This is a genomic window from Alcanivorax sp. NBRC 101098 (assembly GCF_001010505.1).
Lineage (GTDB): Bacteria > Pseudomonadota > Gammaproteobacteria > Pseudomonadales > Alcanivoracaceae > Alcanivorax > Alcanivorax borkumensis.
The window spans coordinates 1,144,074-1,164,795 of record NZ_AP014613.1; the positions used below are offsets into that span (position 1 = coordinate 1,144,074).

Below are 20,722 nucleotides of genomic sequence, written 5' to 3' on the forward strand. Positions count from 1 at the left end.
GGATCTCCATTGTCTGTTCTTGGAAGGCCCCGAAAAGCCGGGAACCCAGTGTTGGCAAGCGGGCGCTTACCTTAACCGTAGCATTAGAGCAGGGCAAGCGCCCTGCATGCTGGTAATGCTCGGGTAATGAGTTGGGTGTTATGGCACAACTTACCCCAGTGTAAATTATTGGATCACGATGCAGTGTCCTTTTCCGTCGGCAAATTGTTACTAAACTAACCGACATCTGGCGTGACCGTAACCAACAACTGCTGGCGTTTTACTTGATTGCCGACGCTCAGATCCAGTGTTTCAATAGTGCCGTCACAGTCTGCCTTTAGGCTGTGTTCCATCTTCATTGCTTCCATGATCACTAACACTTGGCCTTTGCTCACGGTATCGCCGGGCTTGACGCTAATGTCGATAATGGCGCCATCCATGGGAGCACGGATCAGGCCAGAGCCCGCTTGTTCGCTGCTGTCGGCGGCGGTGTGGGTATCATCACTGAAACAGGCCGTGCGGCCCTGACTTTGCAGCCAATATTGATTGCCATCTTGCAGCACGCTGGCGGTCACTTCTACGCCGTTCACGGCTATCCGATCACCCGTTAGCGGTGTCAGGGTAAGAATGTCAGGCTCGGTACTAAACGTAACGTGGACTTGTTCACCTTCATAGCGAATATAGAGTGTTTGCTTATGCTCTCCGCTGCGAAGTACGACGGGTTGAGCGCCCAGCGTACTGGAGTGCCAACCGCGCAAGTCGTCACTGGGTGTTTCACTACGGCAGTGGTGCAGTGCGGCCAGTGCCCATAGGGTTTTGTCAGGGGCGCTGCCGGCCAGACTGCTATCGTCGGCAAAGTCTTCGCCGATGAACGCGGTGGTGGCATCGCCACGGGCAAAAACGGGATGAGCAAGGATGGCCGCCAGGAATTCGCGGTTATCGTTTACGCCCATCAAGGTGGTGTCTTGCACGGCACGAATAAGACGGCGGCGGGCGTCTTCGCGGCTGTCACCCACGGCAATAATCTTGGCCAACATAGGGTCATAATGGCTGCCGATTTCGGTGCCTTCCATTAGACCGTGGTCAACACGAATACCGTCACCGCTGGCGGGCTGCCAGCGTAGAATCGGCCCCGTTTGTGGCATGTAATTTTGCGCTGGATCTTCGGCGTAGAGGCGGACTTCCATTGCATGCCCGGTCAGTTGTACCTGATCTTGAGTCAGCGGCAGGGCCTCGCCTCGGGCGACCTTGATCTGCCACGCTACAAGATCCAGCCCAGTGACCAGCTCGGTGACCGGGTGTTCTACCTGCAGGCGGGTATTCATTTCCAAGAAGAAAAAATCCCCTTGCGGAGCAAGCAGAAACTCCACCGTGCCGGCACCAACATACTGGCAAGCTTTGGCGGCCTGAACTGCGGCCTCGCCCATACGCTGACGCAGGGATTCGTCTACCGCAGGGGAGGGCGCTTCTTCTACCACTTTCTGGTGGCGACGTTGCACGGAGCAATCACGCTCTCCTAGGTGGATTACGTTGCCATGACGATCACCGAATACCTGGATTTCCACATGACGAGGCTGCAACACCGCCCGCTCCAGAATCAGTTCGTCACTGCCGAAGGCGCTTTTGGCTTCTTGGCGGGCACTTTTCAGCTGCGCGCTGATGTCGCTCGCATCGGTGACCACGCGCATGCCACGACCACCGCCGCCGGCACTGGCTTTGATCATGAGTGGTAGGCCGATGCGCTCGGCTTCCTGTTGCAGTCTTTCGTCACTTTGTTCTTCTCCCTGATAGCCGGGAATACAGGGAACCCCTGCTTCCTGCATGGCAATCTTGGAGAGTCGTTTGGAACCCATTAATTGGATGGCCCCTTCATCGGGCCCGATAAAGGTAATGCCTGCGTCTTTGCAGGCTTTGGAAAAGGCGGCGTTTTCGGAGAGGAAGCCGTAACCGGGGTGTACTGCATCGGCCCCTGTTTGCTTACAGGCAGCCAATAAGGCATCCATATTCAGATAGGAGCTACTAGCCAAGGCCGGGCCAATGCAAACGGCTTCGTCGGCCAAGGCCGTGTGTCGGGCGCCTGCATCTGCTTCAGAATAGACTGCCACGGTGCGATACCCGAGCGATTGGGCGGTGGCTATCACCCGGCAAGCAATCTCGCCGCGGTTGGCAATCAGAATTTTTTCAAAGCTCATGGGAGTTCCTTACCGGTATTGGGGCTTGGTGGTTATGATGCTTTCCACCACAGCGTTCACAGAGAAACACAACCTGATCCCGTTGCGGCCAAGATGGACGCGCTTAGGGAATGCCGAAGCCTTGTTGTCGGCCCACGGCTCGCTATGAACACGTTGTGCCTCCTGTGGTAAATCAAATGTTCATTGATTCCAGGTTGCTGGGCGTTTCTGTACGAACGCCATGGTGCCTTCGCGGCCTTCTTCACTGTTGACGGCAGCGGCGAAGTCGGTGGCGGCCTGGTCTAGTAGGGTGTTCATAGGAATATGGCCCACGTTCAGGACCAGTTCCTTAGTCACCCTATTGGCGTGTGGTGCACAGCGGCGAACGGCCGTGAGGGTGTTCTCCAGTGCTGCGGTCAACGCCTCGCTGTCGGCTACCACTTCATGGACGATGCCGAGTCGCAGTGCTTCGTCGCCTTTGAAACGCACTCCAGTCAACGCCAAACGGCGCGCTTGGGTCAGGCCTATACGTTCCACCACAAAGGGGGCAATCTGGGCAGGGATTACCCCCAGCCCGGTCTCAGGCAGGCCAAAGGTGGCGTTCGCACTGGCAAGGGCAACGTCTGAAATGCACGCTAAGCCGAAGCCGCCACCCAGTACGGCGCCTTCAAGTACTGTGATCACTACCTGCGGTTGACGGTTAGCCAGGGTAATCATTTCACCGAAGCGGCGGTTTAATGTCTGAAAAGCGTTGTTGTCACCGCTGGCGGCTTGCTGGCGCGCGCCCGCCATATCTTTGATATCTCCACCGGCACAGAAGTGGCCGCCAGTGCCGCGCAGAACAATGGCGCGAATGTTGGTGTCGTTGGCCACGCTCTCAAACACCGCCATGAGTTCATTCACCATGGTCAGGCTCATGGCGTTACGGCTGTCGGGACGATTCAGCGTGATATGCAGAACCGGGCCGTCCTGGTTTGTTAGCAAGGTTTCAGTGCTGGGTAGGCTCATGCTTGACCTCGTTTTTTTGTAGAAGCGCGCCAAACGACGGGATGGCCCGATACGTTCGCAATCACGCCGCTAGCGACGCTCCTACGGATCAGAGTGGTGCTGTCCGGCTGTTACTTCTTTTTGCCGGGCAGGATATCCATGGTCTTGCAGATAATGCCGAGCATGATTTCGTCGGCGCCGCCGCCGATGGAACCCAAGCGGCCATCACGGAAAAGCTGGCCTGCGGGGTTTTCCCACATGAAGCCATTACCGCCCCAATACTGCAGGCAGCTGTCGGCCACTTCACGGCTTAGACGGCCCACTTTCAGTTTTGCCATGGACGCAAGTTGTAATACATCCTTGCCGTTCACATACATTTCGCAGGCGCGATAGGTAAGGGCACGCAGAGATTCGACCTCGCTTTGCAGTTCGGCAAGGCGGAAATGCACGCTCTGGTTATCAATCAGCGGCATGCCGAAAATCTTACGATCCTTGGCGTAGGCGATGGTTTCATCGATCACGTGTTCCATGCCCTTAAGGCTGTTGGCTGCGGCAAACAAGCGCTCTTCTTGGAACTGCATCATTTGCATCATGAAGCCCATGCCTTCCTGGCCAATCAGGTTGCGTTGCGGGACGCGCACGTTATCGAAAAATACCTGGGCCGTTTCCGAGCAACGCATGCCCAGCTTGTTCAGCGGTTTGTCCACGGTAATGCCGCCTGCGTCTTTTGGCACCACGATCAAAGACTTGTTGACGTGGGGTTTGCCGTCGGAGGTGTTGGCGAGCAGGCAGAAGAAATCCGCGCTGGGCGAATTGGTGATCCACATTTTGGTGCCGTTGATCACATAGTCGTCACCGTCTTTAACCGCAGTGGTTTTTACCGCGGCCACATCGGAACCAGCGTGGGGTTCGGAGACGGCAATGGAGGCCACCATGTCACCGGCGATGGCGGGTGCCAGATAGTTACGACGTAGCTCATCAGAACCAAAGCGGGCGATGGCAGGGGTGGCCATGTCGGTTTGCACGCCGACTGCAAGCGGGACACCGCCGCAATGAACGCGACCCATTTCTTCGCTCATTACCATGCCGTAGGAGTAGTCCAGTCCCATGCCGCCAAATTCTTCCGGTTTGGTCACCCCGAGCAACCCCAGGTCGCCCATTTTTTTGAAGACTTCATGAATGGGGAAACGACCCGCATCTTCCCATTCGCGAACATGGGGGTTGAGTTCTTTGTCGACAAAATTGCGGACGGTACGGCGAAGTTCTTCGTGCTCTTGAGTGAATTGCATGGGAAGCTCCCTGTTGTGTTCGTTATGTTTATCGTTTGAGTTTAACGTTCAACGTTGAAACGCCAATGTGCCATGTCGATTGGCTGCTTAACTGGAGCCGCGCCGCACACTTTGTGTGCGGAAAAGGTGGGCCTCTGCATTCCTGTAGCCCCTCGGTCGCGGCTCTGGACCTTCAACTGTTTTTAAAGTCTTGCCACACCGAATGAATTCGGGTGGAGCTGGCGCTGTTCGGCGTCGTCGCAGATGTCCAGTGCATAAGCTACTACCCGGCGAGTGTCGCGTGGGTCGATAATACCGTCGTCCCAGAGGCGTGCGGTGCCGTATAGGGCAGTGGACTGGCTGTCGAGTTTCTGGGCGGTGCTTTGTTGCAGCATGTCGAGAACTTTCGGGTCGGGCTCAATGCCGTTGGCCCGTTGTTTGCCCTCGGCCACGATGCGCAACACCATGCCGGCTTGTTGGCCGCCCATTACCGCCACTTTGGAATTGGGCCAAGCAAAGATGAAGCGTGGGTCTAGCCCGCGGCCACACATGGCGTAGTTGCCGGCGCCGTAGGAGCCGCCCACCACCACAGAAATTTTTGGTACTCGGGCATTGGCCACAGCTTGCAGCATTTTCGAACCGTTTTTTATGACCCCGTTCTGTTCTGCATCGGTACCAACCATGAAGCCTGTGGTGTTGTGAAGAAACAGTAAGGGCCGGCGAGTTTGGTCGCAAAGTTGGATAAACTGGGCGGCCTTGGCTGCGCCACGGGGCGTAATGGGGCCATTGTTGCCGATAATGCCCACGGGTTTGCCTTCGATGGTGCTCCAACCGCAGACGGTGGCGCTGTCCCATTCGTTTTTGAAATCTAAAAACTGGGATCCATCAACGATGCGGGCGATGATTTCGCGCACGTCGTAGGGTTTCTTGGCATCGCAAGGGACCACACCGAGCAGTTCTTCGGGTGGGAATTTCGGCTCTTCATGTTCGGGAACGTCCGCGGCCGCTCGGCGCCAGCCCAGTAGTTTCACCAGATCACGAGCCTGGCTAATACCGTCTGCATCGGATTGCGCTAGGTACTCGGCGGTGCCGGCAGTACCCGCATGCATTTCTGCGCCACCCAGTTCTTCGTCGGTGGCAATCTCTCCGGTAGCGGCTTTCAGTAGTGGCGGGCCGGCCAGGAACATCTTGGCGCGTTCGCGAACCACTACCACGTAATCAGACAAGCCTGGTTGGTAGGCGCCACCGGCGGTAGCGTTACCATGAACCACGGTGATTTGGGGGATACCCGCGGCGGACAAGCGTGCTTGGTTGGCAAAGGTGCGGGCGCCATCCACGAATACTTCTGCGGCATAATTCAAGTTCGCACCACCGGATTCCACCAAGCTTACCACCGGTAGTTTATTCTCCAGGGCGATGCGTTGCAGACGCAGGGTTTTGTGCAAACCAGAGGGAGAAATGGTGCCGCCCTTGATGGCCGAGTTAGATGCCGTGACCAAACACCGCACACCGGATACATAGCCGATGCCGGCAATAGTGCCGCCGCCTGCTTCGGTGCCGTCTTTGTCATCGTGCATTTGGTAGCCGGCCAGGTTCATAAGGCTCAAAAACGGAGAGCCGGCGTCCAGCAGCCTGGAAATACGCTCGTGAGGAAGCAGTTGGCCGCGTTTTTCAAATTTTGCCCGTTTGCTTTCCGCGGTATCGACTACGGCCTGTTCGATGGCGCGGAACTCTTCTATCGCCGCAAGCAGAGCCTCACGGTTTTGGCGGTATTCTTCGCTGTTGGGGTCAATTGCGCTGTCGAGAGTGGCCATTAGAGATCCTTGAAAACGTCCGGGGTGGTGGCGCGGTGGAAACCATCGAACGGTTTGCTTTTGTCGTGGGCGGGCAGTGGGAAGATCGCCACGTTGCCCTGGCTGGCAGCGCCATCAATACGTAGGGTGTCGCCACTGATGAAGGCAGCTGCGTCGCTGAGTAAAAAGCAAATCGCGCCGGAAACTTCCGCTTCATTGCCCATGCGTTGAAGGGGTACGGCGGCGCGTAAGGTCTTAAGCGTTGCCTTGAAGCCTTCAGGGTAGGTGTCCATGCCACTGGACATGATCCAGCCAGGAGCGACTGCATTGACGCGCACACCGCAGCTACCCCATTCATAGGCGGATGTTTGGGTGAAGTTAACCATGCCGGCGCGGGCGGCGCCGGAGTGCCCCATGCCCGGCATGCCGCCCCACATGTCGGCGACGATATTAACGATGGCACCACCGTTTTTATTCATGCCCTGAAGAAACACTTCCCGGGCCATCAGAAAGCCGCCAGTGAGGTTGGTGCGCACCACGGCTTCCCAGCCTTTTTGGCTGATCATAGCCAGAGGTGAAGGGAATTGGCCCCCGGCGTTGTTGACCAGACCGTGGACCACGTCTACGGCTTTGTAGACCTCGGCCACGGTGGCTTTGACTGCCTCTTCATCACGGATATCGCAAGAAAACCCCAGCGCTTGTCCGCCGTCTTCGGCAATTTCCGCCGCCACCGCATCGAGTTTTTCCTGCTTGCGACCGATCAGCACGACTCGAGCGCCGAGTGCGGCCAGTTCATGGGCGGTACAGCGGCCAATGCCGGAGCCGCCGCCGGTAACAATGATGTTTTGGCCGGCGAACAGGTTTTCTCTAAAAACAGAACGGTATGACATTATCTAATCCTTGAAATCCTAAAGGCGCTAACCTGCATTGGCTGCAGGCAGCGCGCTACAATCAAAATTACTTGCTCACTGCGTCGGCGATGGTCTGGCTGACGGGGATAGGCATATCCAGTAACTGTTGGGCAAATGCTTTACCTTGCGGATCAATACGCAGCGACGCGATACCTCCCCCGCCCAAGGCATTTTTCAACAGGAAGTTGAAGGCATTCATGCCGGGCATGGACCAGCGATGAACGCTGCCTGTGTCCGGGTCAAGTACGTGTTGCATGTAATGACCGACCGCCTGTTCGCTGAGGGCGGCGTTCAGGTAGGGCAGGTATTCCGCTTTGCGGGCAATCACTCCGATATTGGCGTGATTGCCCTTGTCGCCGCTACGGGCCCAAGCTAATTTGATCAACGGCACGGTGATGTCGCCGCTAGCGGTACCATAATCGCTATCCTTTGGTAGAGCGCTGGCGTCAAAGATCTGGCCTGTGGGAATGTCCACGGGGTGGGATTTGCCATCCAGATCAATGCTTGCGGTGACCGCATTCTTATCCACCAAAGTGGAGAACAGACGGATGCGGGGGAATGGTTTTGGGCGACCACCGACTAGGCCGGATAGACCAGGAGCCATGCCAGTGGCTGCTTGGGCTATTTCCCGGGCAAACAGGCCAAGGGCTTTCTTGTCATCGTGCAGAGCGGCAATTTTTACCACCACTTCACGGGTGTCGGCACGCCGGGCGTTGGCACCATAGGTCGTTTCACTGCCAAGTATTTCCACATTGGTGTCGCGGAACGGGGCCATACCTTGTTTTTCAAACAGGCCGGCCACTTTCTTAAGAATGGCATCGGCGACGACCTGGCCTTTTTCTGGAGCATCAATGCCGCCCATTAAAAATGAGGCCGTAATGCGGTTGCCATCGGGGTAGGTGGCGGACACTTTGTAGCTGTCGGTGGGCGGGCGGCCCAAGGCGCCAGAGACGCTAACCCGGTGTTCGCCGACCTGCTCCAGTTTTACTTGGGTAAAATCGCAGACCACGTCGGGCAGTAAATAGGCGCGAGGGTCGCCAATTTCGTAAACAATTTGTTCGCCGACGGTGGCGCAGGTGACAAGCCCTCCGGTGTCCGCAGGCTTGGTAATCACAAAGTGCCCATCCTCATGGCACTCGGCCACCGGAAAGCCCATGTTGTGGAAGTCAGGGACTTCACGCCAGTCGGTGAAATTGCCACCGGTACATTGCGCGCCACACTCAATCACGTGGCCGGCAAGGGAGCCCTGGGCCAGTTTGTCGTAATCCTCGGTGGACCAGTTGAACTCGTGCATCAGCGGGCCCAGTACGACGGCGGAGTCGGCAATGCGCCCGGTGAGTACAATGTCGGCACCGGCGTCAAGCGCCGCCTTGATGGGCAGAGCGCCCAGGTAGGCGTTCATGGTGACTGTCATGGGGGGCAGGGGAGCACCACTATCCAGTTCGGTGACAGCCGCAAAATCGTTGCGGCGGCTGTTTAGGTCGTCTCCTTCTACTAGGGCGATTTTCATTTCCACGCCAGCAGCAGCAAAGGCTTTTTCCAAGGCATCCCGACAGGCGCGCGGGTTTACTCCGCCAGCATTGCTGACAACCTTGATGTTTTTTGCCTTGATGTCTTTTGCTAGGGGGGTCATCACGTTAGTGACAAAGTCATGGGCATAGCCGGCATTGGGATCTTTCATCCGTGCCCCGGCCATGATCGACAGAGTAACCTCAGCGAGATAATCGAACACCAAATAATCCAACTCGGTTTGGTGGACGAGCTGGAAAGCAGCACTGTTGGTATCGCCCCAGAATCCGGCGGCACAGCCGATGCGAACAGGCTTTGTCATGGTGGCTCCATTTGCGTGTGAATTCATGGTCTCGTAAGCTACCAAGCAAGCGCTTGGTTTGTAAAGGACGAGAACAGCAGTTGGAAGTGAAAAGTTGAATCATGGTCTGGGTTGGCTGCCAGGCATTGACTTCATGCGCCGCGATTCACTCTCTGAGGATGGGAGCGTGTCTGCCTGATTTCAGGGCTGCGTTTTTTAATGTTTCACGTTCTCCTGCTCCTGCCTTGCTGCCCCCCGCGCGTAAGCGGGATAATGTGTGCGTTAATGATAGGGGTAAGCAATGGCTGGTTTAATGGCAATTCATGGAATTGATGATTCTCCTCGTGGGCGGTTGCTCAGCGCGGCGGCGCATCTGTTTCGGGATAAGGGGTTCGACCGTACCACTGTCCGCGATATTGCGGCATCAGTTGGGATCCAGAGCGGCTCTATTTTTCATCACTTTAAAACCAAAGAGGATATCCTCTATGCCGTGATGGAAGAGGTAATCCACTTCAATACTGAGCGTTTGCGTCAGGCGGTGGTCGCCCACAGCACGGGGCAGGAGCAATTGCGAGCGCTGATCCGAGCGGAGTTACAGTCCATTGTGGGCGATACTGCCGAGGCAATGACGGTGATGGTCACCGAGTGGCGCTGCCTGAGTGAGGATAAGCAAGCCAGGGCACTAAAGTTGCGCGGTATCTACGAGCAACTGTGGCTGGATGTGCTAACACGCCTACATAAAGAGGGGGTTTTTACCACTGATCCCTTCATTATGCGGCGTTTGCTGACAGGGATGACCGGTTGGGCGCCAAATTGGTTTGACCGCGAGGGGCCGCTGAGTCTGGATGATTTGGCCGATATTATACTTGCCCGTGTGATTGGTGAGGCGGAGAGATGATTGGTAACGCGATAGCCTGGGGGAAAACAGGTTACTCCATTATTGAGGAGGGGGAGTTGAACCGACAGACTTGGGCGCTGGATGTGCATCACTACTTACTTGCCAAGCCCAATGGACAGTTACTGCCGGGTCAGTTCAGCCTGGCAGAGGCTAAAGCGAAGATTGAGGCACTAGAAGCTGGGTGACAGCGTCCAGCTCCAATCTTCAAGCTACTAAGCTGTGTTGTGGTTTGTGGCGCGAATTTTGATATTTGATGCTAATCCCTCTCATTTTGCCCAAGTTTTAGACATATCGACCATTTTCTAGGCAAACGATCAATTTTCTGAAAAAAGCCGTTGACACTCTCGGCCCAATCCATAGAATGGCGCCCACTTCGCAGCGCGAACAAGGGTGATTAGCTCAGCTGGGAGAGCATCTGCCTTACAAGCAGAGGGTCGGCGGTTCGATCCCGTCATCACCCACCATATTTTGTAAGTGAAAGAATTCCGTAAGGGATAAGTGGAGCGGTAGTTCAGTTGGTTAGAATACCGGCCTGTCACGCCGGGGGTCGCGGGTTCGAGTCCCGTCCGCTCCGCCACTATTCAGCAAGAAAGGCTCTCCTTATGGAGGGCCTTTTTTGTGTCTGCTAGTTTCGTGGCATCGGGTTCTGGGGCCTGATGTAATACTGTCGCTTTTACCTTTGAGTAAGCGTCCCTCCCTTCGTGATTCTTTACATCCAGATTTTTCCTGCCTGGCGTTTTCTTTCATGAACTTGTCACTTTTCTTCTGTCTAATCATTTGGACAACAAATGAAATGGTAAGGAAGAAAAGGCAATGGATGATTATTTGGAAGAACGCATAGAACAAAGGCTGTTAATGGAAAGCTTGGAAGAGTGCCTTGAAGATGATGGCTGGGTGGACGACGGTGAGGAGCTGTAATCCTCGACCGTTTGTCTATGTATAATGCCGTTCGTGCTCTTTGATTCTTACTTGTTACTGCTTCGTACTCACTTCCCCGCCGCTTATCCCTGTAATGCTTTGTTTTATCCTTTCAGCTTCTTGTGTCTGGAGGAGGTTCCTGCCTTTTCTGTCGCAAAGTTATCCTGATACGCTTCTGTTTGGGTTCGTTGCCGCAAGCTATTGTTGTGGCCGTAAAAGGTCTTCAGGCTTGATGGGGAAGCCTGGCGTTGACGCTTTTTTTTAACTGCCATTCAGGTCACACTCTTTTGATAGTGCCTGACTATAATTGACTGCAGTGTGACGGCGGGTGTCAGATTGTGAATGACGCACCTTGGTCGGTGTGCTTGTGCCAACCAACAATAAATAACTTCATAAGAAGGACAGACAGCATGGCAGCATCCTCTGTTACCTCGGAAGCAATTCTGTTTTTTGACCACCGGGGTATTTCCAAAAGCATGCTCTACGCCGATTTTGAAGCCATTCTCGATGGCATGGTGGGGATGCCGGAATTTGCAGATAAAGAGGTGCGATGCGCTTATTGTTTGGTCAACGGTCAGTTACGGGTTCGCTCTGTAGTGTTATTTACCATCGATTTTGATGAGGATGGCATGGCCGATACCACCTGGAATGTGCCGTTACGGCATTTGGCGGAGCATGCGGGTCAAGGGCCCGACATGGGGGCTGGACCGATTCGTCTTGCCTGCCGTAGCCAATGCCCGGTGGCCTGGCACCAGGATCAAATGTGGGACCCTGGCATGAAGCCCGGCGCCAACGATTTTATTGTTATCCGTGACTCCATCCGAGAGCGTGGCCCGAAAATGGGCCTGGTAATGGATGATGAAATGGAGGCTGTGCCTATTGTGATTGGGGCGTCTGCACCGACGGTCGGCCTGGAGAGAAAGGATGTCGAGAAGAAGGCGGATCAAGAACGGGTAAGGCTGGCTCGCATTATCAAGGAGCTGCGCCTGCGGGTGCAAACCCTGGAAAACACCCAGTCAGAAGACGCGGCTAAGGTGCGCTATGCGGCCCAGCAAAAAGAAGAAATTCTTATTGCTCAGTTGGAAAAGGTAATGGGGCAGTTCAAGGCAATCAAATCGCAGAATGGAGCATTGCGAGAGCAGAATGATTCCTTGAAGGGGCAATTATTATCCCTCAACCAAAGTTTGGAAGAGCAGAACCGGCGCAGTGAGCATCAGGGTAGTGAGATGGAGGTGCTGACTGAGCAGTACAAGCTGGCGTTGGAGCAGCGCCTGGAAGAGGAGCGGGCGAAGATGTCAGAGCAGCTACACTCGCTGGAAATGGATGTGCTGACCCGTGATGATCTTATCGGCCAGCTTCGCGAGGAAATTTCTGAGCAGAAACGCAACAAGCTGAAAGATGCCAACAGCGGAGCACAGAAGACGCTGGAGAAGCTTGAAGAGCTGGGGTTGAGTTTTATTGCGTTTCATCCTGGTGCCGGGCATATCTCCATTGCAGCCGATCAGGTGGCCAGTTACATGGAGAATCCCACTGCCTTTGCGGCGCGCAAATGCCTAGTCACCGAGGATCATTATCGTGCTTGGCTATCCCATTATGAAAGCCCGACCTGCCAGGTGCCTATAGGCGCGGAGGGGGCTCCCTGTGGTAAGCGAGTGATTCGTGTGGAAGTTCCCAATCAGTTCAAGCCGGGGGTGTCTGATTGCAACGCTAACCGCTGCCAGAACTGCCGCAATGATTCCGCCATCGATAACGTACTGCGATTCCGCTAAGTCGGCAATTGTGAACTGGTTCCGCCAGGTGCTTGATTGGTAAGCTTTTTGCAGCGTATTTCTCCGATGAGGGTTTCGGCCCGCGCCACGCTTGTATTCACCATAGCAACAACAAGAACATCGGGAGCCACTGTTATGACACGGCAATCCATCGATAAAAGCCTGTTACAGACGTTTGTGCCAGTTAATGCTCTGTCTGGAGATCAGCTTGACTGGCTGCTTGACCAGCAGGAAGTGTGTCGCTATGTGTCAGGTGATGTCCTTTTTTCGCTGGGAGACCAAGACAACACCACCATCTATCTGCTTAGTGGCAAGGTTGAGCTGAGCGATGAAACCGGTGATCGGCGGACAGTAAGCGCTGGGGATACGGCCTCTTGGCACCCACTGGAGCATGTCCAGCCTCGCCGCAGCACCGCCAGAGCGGTAGGCGATGTGAGTGTGGTGCGATTCGACAGTTTCCGACTCGATACCATCCTCTCTTGGGATCAATCTGCGGGCTACGTAATTCTAGACATTAATGCTAACTCTGCGTATCAGAACGACAGGGAATGGATGATACGCCTGCTCAAGTCCAAGCTTTTTCATCGAGTGCCGCCCAGTAACATCTTGGGGATTTTCAGCCGACTTAAAGCGAATCGTCACAAAGAAGGTGAGCGGATTATTCGACAGGGAGAGGCTGCTGATTGCTGCTATATCCTCAAAGAAGGCGTGTGTGAGGTGTCTATTAACATAGGGGAGGGCGAGCCGACTTCGGTGGCCATGCTGGAAGAGGGTGAGTGGTTTGGTGAAGAAGCATTGCTATCTGGCAAGCCCCGTAATGCCACGGTATCTATGGCAACGGATGGTGTCTTGATGAGGTTGGACCGACAAGATTTTGATGCCCTGCTCCGCGAGCCGATCATCAAGACCATGCCGGGTGATCAGGTGCTGTCTTCGGCAGAAAAGGGCGCTTGGTGGCTGGATGTGCGTACTAGCGACGAATTCGATCAGGAGCATTTGGTAGGAGCGACCAATATGCCGCTTAACGTATTGCGTCTCAAGTCTCGCCTACTGGACCCAGGCAAGACCTATATCGCTTACTGTGATACAGGTCGACGTAGCGCCACCGCCGCTTTTCTGTTAAAAAACGCCGGCCTGGATGTGATCGTGTTGGATGGCGGTCTGAATGCCAATGCTGTTACCCTGAACGAGTACCTGACTCAGGGGTAGTGCTTGCCGGTTGGTGAGGCTGCCCAGTCCGGCTTCCGCAACAACCTAAGCAGCACTACCTGAATGAGATCCCTTGTGGCGCAAGAGAAATTTCGCAACATCGGTTTGATCGCACGGTCTGAAAGTGAGCAGGCGCTCTACTCATTACGCCAGCTCATTCATTTTCTGCATGGCCGTGATTGCACCGTTATCCTCGATAAACACATTATTGGTCATCTTCCGGAAATGGGATTGCAGGCTGCTAGTGCCTCACAAATGGGGGAAGCCTGCGATCTGGTGATTGTGGTGGGAGGGGACGGTAGTCTGCTAGGTGCTGCGCGTACCCTGGCTCGCTATAAAGTGCCGGTATTGGGCGTGAATCGGGGCCATCTGGGCTTTCTCACCGATATCCTTCCTTCTGAAATTGAATCCCGGGTCGGCCAGGTGCTGGATGGTGAATACAGTACCGAAAAACGGTTCTTGTTGGATCTGGAAGTGCGCCGGGGTAGGACCGTGGTCGGCGAGGGGAGCGCTCTCAACGATATCGTGCTGCTATCCGGTGACAGTGTACACATGATCGATTTTGAGTTGATGATCGACGGACACTTTGTCTACGGGCAGCGCTCCGACGGGCTGATTGTTTCTACGCCCACCGGTTCCACCGCTTATGCGTTGTCCGGTGGTGGGCCAATCATGCACCCTAAGCTGGATGCCATGGTCTTGGTTCCCCTAAACCCCCACACCCTGACCAGTCGCCCCTTGGTGGTAGCTGGGGATAGTGAAATCAAAATTCACATCACCACAGAAAAAGTGCGGCCGTTGGTCAGTTGCGATGGCACAGAGGGGATTCGCTTGCAGGTTGACGATGTCATTGCGATTCGCAAAAAACCTCACCGCTTACATTTGATTCATCCCCCGGGGCACGATTTCTATCAGGCTTGTCGGTCTAAATTGGGCTGGAGTTCCCGGCCCGGTGACAACAATTAGGCCGAGTAATACTGTATAGGCCGTGGGCCGCCCAAATCTATGTAGCGTGTCGCGTACCGTGACCTTTTGAAGAGTTAAACCATGAGTTACCAGAGTTTTGACGACCTGATTGCGAGTATGGATCAGAACATTTGCGATAACATGCGTCGCGCTATTGAAACGGGTAAGTGGGCCGATGGTCGCGTTTTATCCCGCGAGCAAAAAGAGCTTTGTCTTCAGGCTGTTATTGCTTGGGAAACCCAGAATTTACCTGAAGAGCAACGTAGCGGTTATATGGAGCAGGCCTGTAAAAGCGGGGAGGAAAAAACCGAGGATCAGCCGGTAACTCTGCGTGGCCCGGATACTCTGCAGTAAACATATTATAATGAGATAAATCGTTTTGACCGGCGAGTCGTCCCTGAAAAAATGCCTGCGGGCGTTTCCCGCCGTTATTCTCCTCAATATCGCATTGGTGGAGAAATAGAATTGATGTAATGTTCCTATGCACCCTCTTTTCACTGGGGGTAGCGTAGGCAGAAATAATGCATCTAATTATGTGCCTTCTGTTATTTGTAGTAAGCACCACCGCCGCCCTCCATTGTTGATGTGAGCAACGGCAGGAATTAAATAATAAAAAGAGGTTTGGGAGAGAAGATGCATACTTACAAGAAGGTACTGCCGGTGGCTATGGTTATGGCGCTGGCCGCCTGCGGCGGCGGGAGTGAAACCGTACCGGATCAGAGTCAAGGCGCCAGTTTTGACACTCATGCTCGTTTTAATCCTGTCACATTTGATTTGCCGCTGAATACCGATCTGGTTTTTGCAGCAGCAGCAATGTCGGATGGTACGTCGGATATCGGTGCTCCTACGAACCCTGTGGAAGTGGGGATCAATGCACTGGATGGATTCTCGACGAATGCACCGTTTGATATCTATTTCGCTGGTGGTGAGCTAGATGAAGCTTCCATCAAGGTGTGTCAGCAATCTATGTTGGCTACTGGTGAATGTGCACAATCCAACGTATTCGTGTTGGCACTGAACACGGAGGAAGGCGGGGACCCACTTGATCCAGATGATGTGAATCAAGATGCGCCTTTCCTGTTCCCTCTGGCTGAAGTGTCGGCCTCAGTGATATCCCTCGATGGTGAACAGAATAATGTATTGAGAATTACGCCGTACAAACCGCTCCTTGCCGCTACCAAGTATCTGGTTTTTGTTACCACCGGCTTGCAAGACACGGATGGCAATTCTGTTAGTGCATCACAAGCTTACAATGTGTTGGGTGAGTCTGAGCCGCCGGTTACAGGAACTTTGTTGTCTGTGCGTAACGCTATTCAGGGCTGGGAAGCGTTGGCTGCGGGCTTTATCGGTGTGGCGTCCGGGGGGGGGATTCCCGCGGAGGTGGCGAAAGCGTCGGTGGTGGTTTCTTATACGTTTACTACTACCGATCCGATTACCCCTTTGCTGGCGAATGCAGCTCCAAAGGCGGCGATTGTGCAGGCTCAACAGAAAAGCTTTGGCGTGGATCCCAATTTAGCCGTGCAGAATCTTGGCGCCATTCTTATGGAGGGCGTGGATTTGAATTCGCCTGAGCCCCGTGCTGTTTCTGTGTCAGCATCGGGTATTGATGTAAGTGATCTGACAAATGGGGCTCTGGAGGCCGGTGTGGTGTCGTTGTACACCGGGTTAATGGATATTCCCTATTATTTGCGCACCCCCGAGACAACGATTTCCGGCAATTATAAGCTGGATAGCTGGCAACCAGATCAGGCGCTTGGCGCCGTATTGTTGGCAAAAATAAAAGCAAGCCTTCCTGTAGAAGCAGCATCGCAGCTACCAGCTCAACTGCCTCTGCCTGATGCGGATGGCTCTACTTTCAACGTAACTTATCGGTACCCCTTTGTTGAGCAGGTTAGCCTTGAATCTGTTCCTTTACAGCTAACACTCCCTAATGGGGCTTATGAAGTTCAGCCTGGTGTTACCTGCGGCATGGCTAAACCAGATGGTTTGCCTGTGGTTATGTATGTGCATGGGATTGGCAGCGACCGCACTTCTGTTGTTTCGCTCGCACATAGCCTTGCTAAAGCCTGTGTGGCAACAGTGGCGATTGATTTACCTTTGCATGGGGCTCGCGCTTTTGAAGAAGGCAATGCCGCATTCAATTTCATTAACTTAGGTGTATTGACCAATACTCGTGACAACCTGCGCCAAAGTGTCATGGACCTGCTGAACCTCAACGCCAGTCTTTCTAATATCAGCGTAGCGCTTGAAGATGAAGGGATGGTTGGGCTTGATACCCGTGATGTGAAGGTGGTGGGCGTTTCTTTGGGTGGTATTGTGGGAGCGACTTACGCAACTGTTAACCAGCTGGCAGTGGCTGTGGATGGCCAGTTGGCCGCACAGGCCGCTACCCCGTCATTTGCGAGCAAGCTCAATCCATTGAGCGGCTTGGTGATATCTGCTGCTGGAGGGCAAGTGACTCAGTTGTTGATCAATTCGGAAAGTTTGGGGCCGTCTATTGAGAATGGTTTGGCAGCAGAAGGCGTTGAGTCGGGCAGCTCTGATTTCGAGAATTTTTTGTATGTAACGCAAAGCATAGTTGATTCCGGTGACCCGGTGAATTTTGCTGAAATTCTAGCTGGTGCAGCATCATGTGATCCTGTAAAGGCTCAGGCGGGTGATTACGCAAGTATCCTAACCTGTGGCAGCTTGACCATTCCTGTTTTGGTTCAGCAAATTGTCGGTGGCGGTGATGTCTCCGCTTACGGAGACAACGCTGAATACTTGGCCGATCAAGTGGTGCCGAACAGCGCTGACGGAGCCCCCTTGGCAGGGACTACGCCTTTGGCTCGTTTGTTAAACGCTCAGCCAGTAGCTGCTGGAAGCGGGCCTGCTGATGTTACGGATGTGAGTGCCGCTAATGCGTTGGTTAATCTGACCGTGGGTGAGCATGCTTCTTTGTTGACGCCAGGGGACCCAGCGACGGCTGGAGGTGTCATTGCGTTGACCGAGTTACAGACCGAAACAGTGAGCTTTGTTGTGGCTCCGAACCAGACCGCAGTGGGTATCACTGAAGTTGATTTGCTTGGCAATGGTTTGGTTTTGGCGCCGACTGCGCCTTATGTGCAGATGCCGACGCGATAGTGAGCTGATCTACAGCACAACAAATGGCATCATCAACAACACCCCGCAAGCCGGGGTGTTGTTGTTTTCGTGGATATGATGTTTGAGCGGTGCTAGGCCGGATTGGCATGGCCGCCAGACTAACCTTTTTGAGGAGTAGGGTTATGGAAAGTGCAGAAATGGTGAAATTCACCCATTTGGCGGACTATCAGCCCCCAGCCTATCTAGTCGATAGAGTGGCTCTGGATGTGGATATTCGGGATGGGGTGACCACTGTGACCAGCAGTCTATCGCTGCGCCGTAATCCGGCTGCTGCTGATTCCACGACAATGACCTTCAATGGCGAAGGGCTCACCTTACGCACTTTGGCGCTGGATGATGTGGTGCTCAATAGTGCTCGCTATCAGTATGAAGATAACCTGCTGACCGTGCGGGGCTTGCCAGATACCTGCACGTTAACGTCCGTGGTGGATATTGATCCAGAAAACAATACCGCCCTGGAAGGGTTATACCAGTCCAATGGCATGGTCTGCACCCAGTGTGAGGCGGAAGGCTTTCGGCGTATTACCTTTTTCCCGGACCGCCCTGACGTATTGGCCCGCTTTACGACCACGGTACGTGCTGACAAGGCCCGCTATCCGCTGTTGCTGTCTAACGGTAATCCGGTGGCTTCGGGCGATGAAAAGAGTCATGGAGAAGAGGGCGCTCGTCACTGGGTGACTTGGGAAGACCCTTTTCCGAAACCATGCTATCTGTTCGCTTTGGTGGCGGGAGATCTAGCCTGCCTGGAGGATACGTTTGTCACTGTATCGGGCCGTAAGGTGGCGTTACGCCTCTATGCTGAGCATCGTGATCTGGACAAGCTGGACCATGCCATGGCGTCGTTGAAAAATGCCATGCGCTGGGACGAACAAACCTACGGTCGCGAATACGATCTGGATATCTACATGATTGTGGCGGTAAGCCACTTCAATATGGGGGCCATGGAAAATAAGGGCCTTAATATCTTTAACACCTCCTGTGTGCTGGCGCATCCCGCTACGACCACCGACGCCGGGTTCCAACGGGTGGAATCTGTAGTGGCCCATGAGTACTTTCATAACTGGTCTGGAAACCGGGTGACCTGCCGTGACTGGTTTCAATTGAGTCTTAAGGAAGGTTTCACGGTATTTCGTGACCAGGAATTCTCGGCGGACATGCATTCCGCCGCAGTGAAACGCGTTGAAGATGTGGATTTCCTGGTCAACCATCAATTCCCGGAAGACCAAGGCCCCATGGCCCATGCTGTTCGCCCTGAGAAATACCAGAAAATTGACAATTTCTACACCCTAACCATTTATGAAAAAGGCGCAGAAATTGTTCGTATGCAGTATCACCTGCTGGGGGCAGAGAATTTCCGCAAGGCCACGGATCATTATTTCGAGACCAATGATGGCAAGGCGGTAACTTGCGATGATTTCGTGGCCAGCATGGAAACCGTTTCCGGCTACGATTTGAGCCAGTTTAAATGTTGGTACAGCCAGGCCGGCACGCCGATACTGACGGTTACCGATGAATACCGGGACGGGCAGTATCACCTTAGGTTCCGTCAGCATACGCCCGCCACTCCCGGACAGGAGCAGAAACAGCCCTTGGTTATCCCTATTCGTCTGGCGTTGCTTGATGAGCAGGGCGCTCCCTGTGCGTTGGATGCTGGAGGCAACGGTGCGGCTGAGGGGGAGCAGGTGGTTATCATGGACCAGGCTGAGCAAACCGTGTCGTTTAATGTGCCTGCTGGGGTGACACCTTCTCTGCTGCGTGGGTTCTCAGCGCCAGTGGTGCTCGATTATGACTACTCCGTTGATCAATTGGCGCGACTGTTGGCCTACGACAGTGACGGCTATTGCCGTTGGAATGCCGCCCAGCGCCTGTACTTTGCGGCACTGGATCGGTTAGTGACCGAAACCGATGAGGCGGATGCAGAAGCCGCAGCGCTGGTGCCGGTGCTGGAGCAAGTGATTGCCCGTAGTGATGAAGATCCGGCCCAAGCGGCATTGCTGCTTTCATTACCTGGCGAGGTAGCGTTGGGAGACCGGCATAAGCCGCTGAACCCGGCCTCCATTCATCGCGCGCACAGTGCCATGAAGAAAGCGTTAGGAAAGGCGTTGCAGTCGCACTGGTTGTCTCTGTCCGAGAACCTGCTGGCTACGGAACTGAGTATGGATGGGCGGGCGATGGGGCGGCGGCAGTTACGTAATCTGGCGTTGGATTTTTTAGCAGCAGGAGAGCACCCGGAAGCAGGTCGGATAGCCGTGGAGTTATTTGAGCTGCCACTGTGTATGAGTGAAGAGCTTGGCGCATTGCGAGCGCTGGTACACCATGGTTTGCCCGGTGCCGATCAGGCACTGATGCAATTTGCGGATCGCTGGCAGGATGAGGCGTTGGTTATGGATCAGTGGTTTGCTGTCCAGGCATCCGTGCCGGGGGCTCACACCGTCGATCAGGTAAACCGCCTGCTTGAACACCCTGCTTTTGACTGGAAGACACCGAATCGAGTGCGAGCGCTAGTGGGCACGTTCACGAACGCAAATCCGTCGGCATTTCATGCGGAAAATGGGCAAGGGTATCAACTATTTTCGGCTGCCTTGTCTCGCTTGGACGCCATCAACCCGCAGGTTGCGGCCCGTTTGGCCAATGGGGCTTCTCGTTTGCCTGTATTGGAACCGGGCCGGAAGGCTTTATTGGCGGAGCACCTTGCGGGTGTGCAAAAGACAGCGTCCGATAACGTGGCGGAGGTGCTTGGGCGGATCCTGTCATCCTGATCTTCTATGGGGGTATAGAAAGAAAAAGGACGATGACTGGTTAGTCGTCAATAATAGAGCACACAGGGGATTTATTTTTTTTTCTGGTGTGTAAGAATTATGTATTAGCCTGGGCGGCAGGTCGGGAAGAATAATGAGAC

General features: G+C 54.3%; 15 protein-coding genes and 2 tRNA genes. 10 read left to right on the plus strand and 7 right to left on the minus strand.

The genetic code is table 11. The annotated features are described in order from the left end of the window. Positions 1-215 precede the first annotated feature (215 nt). The 6 genes from AS19_RS05240 to AS19_RS05265 form a co-directional block, all read right to left on the minus strand. A complete protein-coding gene (locus tag AS19_RS05240; protein WP_011588270.1) occupies positions 216-2,171 on the minus strand; it encodes an acetyl/propionyl/methylcrotonyl-CoA carboxylase subunit alpha in 1,956 nt (651 codons plus the stop codon). Between the two features lie 180 nt (positions 2,172-2,351). Further along, complete coding sequence (locus AS19_RS05245; protein WP_046961818.1) at positions 2,352-3,158, minus strand: enoyl-CoA hydratase/isomerase family protein; 807 nt, start codon at positions 3,156-3,158, stop codon at positions 2,352-2,354. 110 nt (positions 3,159-3,268) lie between these two features. Further along, positions 3,269-4,426: an acyl-CoA dehydrogenase family protein gene (locus AS19_RS05250; RefSeq protein ID WP_011588272.1), complete on the minus strand. Its 1,158-nt coding sequence runs from the start codon at positions 4,424-4,426 to the stop codon at positions 3,269-3,271. A gap of 182 nt (positions 4,427-4,608) precedes the next feature. Beyond that, complete coding sequence (locus tag AS19_RS05255; RefSeq protein ID WP_011588273.1) at positions 4,609-6,219, minus strand: acyl-CoA carboxylase subunit beta; 1,611 nt, start codon at positions 6,217-6,219, stop codon at positions 4,609-4,611. After that, positions 6,219-7,088, minus strand: a complete 870-nt coding sequence (locus tag AS19_RS05260; RefSeq protein WP_011588274.1) for an SDR family oxidoreductase — start codon at positions 7,086-7,088, stop codon at positions 6,219-6,221. Before AS19_RS05260 ends, AS19_RS05255 begins: the two co-directional genes overlap by 1 nt. A 67-nt stretch (positions 7,089-7,155) precedes the next feature. Further along, complete coding sequence (locus AS19_RS05265; protein WP_011588275.1) at positions 7,156-8,940, minus strand: acyclic terpene utilization AtuA family protein; 1,785 nt, start codon at positions 8,938-8,940, stop codon at positions 7,156-7,158. Between the two features lie 280 nt (positions 8,941-9,220). Here AS19_RS05265 and AS19_RS05270 point away from each other — a divergent pair, with 280 nt between their 5' ends. From AS19_RS05270 to AS19_RS05285, 4 genes are all read left to right on the plus strand, one after another. After that, on the plus strand, positions 9,221-9,817 hold the full coding sequence (locus tag AS19_RS05270) for a TetR/AcrR family transcriptional regulator (RefSeq protein ID WP_011588276.1): 597 nt from the start codon (positions 9,221-9,223) through the stop codon (positions 9,815-9,817). Next, entirely contained in the window at positions 9,814-10,002 is a 189-nt protein-coding gene (locus AS19_RS05275) for a hypothetical protein (RefSeq protein WP_035458501.1), read from the plus strand. The genes AS19_RS05270 and AS19_RS05275 overlap by 4 nt, the downstream gene beginning before the upstream one ends. Positions 10,003-10,205: 203 nt before the next feature. Continuing rightward, positions 10,206-10,281 (plus strand) — tRNA-Val (locus tag AS19_RS05280). A gap of 36 nt (positions 10,282-10,317) precedes the next feature. Continuing rightward, positions 10,318-10,394 (plus strand) — tRNA-Asp (locus AS19_RS05285). 445 nt (positions 10,395-10,839) lie between these two features. Here the strand turns inward: AS19_RS05285 and AS19_RS14085 are convergent. Then, a complete protein-coding gene (locus AS19_RS14085) occupies positions 10,840-11,007 on the minus strand; it encodes a hypothetical protein (RefSeq protein WP_158319816.1) in 168 nt (55 codons plus the stop codon). Positions 11,008-11,145: 138 nt separating this feature from the next. Between AS19_RS14085 and AS19_RS05290 the strand changes: the two genes are divergently transcribed. The 6 genes from AS19_RS05290 (at position 11,146) to pepN (ending at position 20,582) form a co-directional block, all read left to right on the plus strand. Beyond that, positions 11,146-12,504, plus strand: a complete 1,359-nt coding sequence (locus tag AS19_RS05290) for a hypothetical protein (protein WP_046961819.1) — start codon at positions 11,146-11,148, stop codon at positions 12,502-12,504. A 135-nt stretch (positions 12,505-12,639) separates the two neighbouring features. Beyond that, the gene (locus tag AS19_RS05295; RefSeq protein WP_011588278.1) at positions 12,640-13,713 is read left to right on the plus strand and encodes a cyclic nucleotide-binding domain-containing protein; all 1,074 of its coding nucleotides are present in this window, start codon (positions 12,640-12,642) and stop codon (positions 13,711-13,713) included. A 63-nt stretch (positions 13,714-13,776) separates the two neighbouring features. Next, a complete protein-coding gene (locus AS19_RS05300; protein WP_011588279.1) occupies positions 13,777-14,679 on the plus strand; it encodes an NAD(+) kinase in 903 nt (300 codons plus the stop codon). An 81-nt stretch (positions 14,680-14,760) separates the two neighbouring features. Next, complete coding sequence (locus AS19_RS05305; RefSeq protein WP_011588280.1) at positions 14,761-15,033, plus strand: YeaC family protein; 273 nt, start codon at positions 14,761-14,763, stop codon at positions 15,031-15,033. Positions 15,034-15,312: 279 nt separating this feature from the next. Further along, complete coding sequence (locus tag AS19_RS05310; RefSeq protein WP_052753744.1) at positions 15,313-17,802, plus strand: hypothetical protein; 2,490 nt, start codon at positions 15,313-15,315, stop codon at positions 17,800-17,802. A 143-nt stretch (positions 17,803-17,945) separates the two neighbouring features. Further along, the gene (gene pepN, locus AS19_RS05315; RefSeq protein WP_011588282.1) at positions 17,946-20,582 is read left to right on the plus strand and encodes an aminopeptidase N; all 2,637 of its coding nucleotides are present in this window, start codon (positions 17,946-17,948) and stop codon (positions 20,580-20,582) included. Positions 20,583-20,722 lie beyond the last annotated feature (140 nt).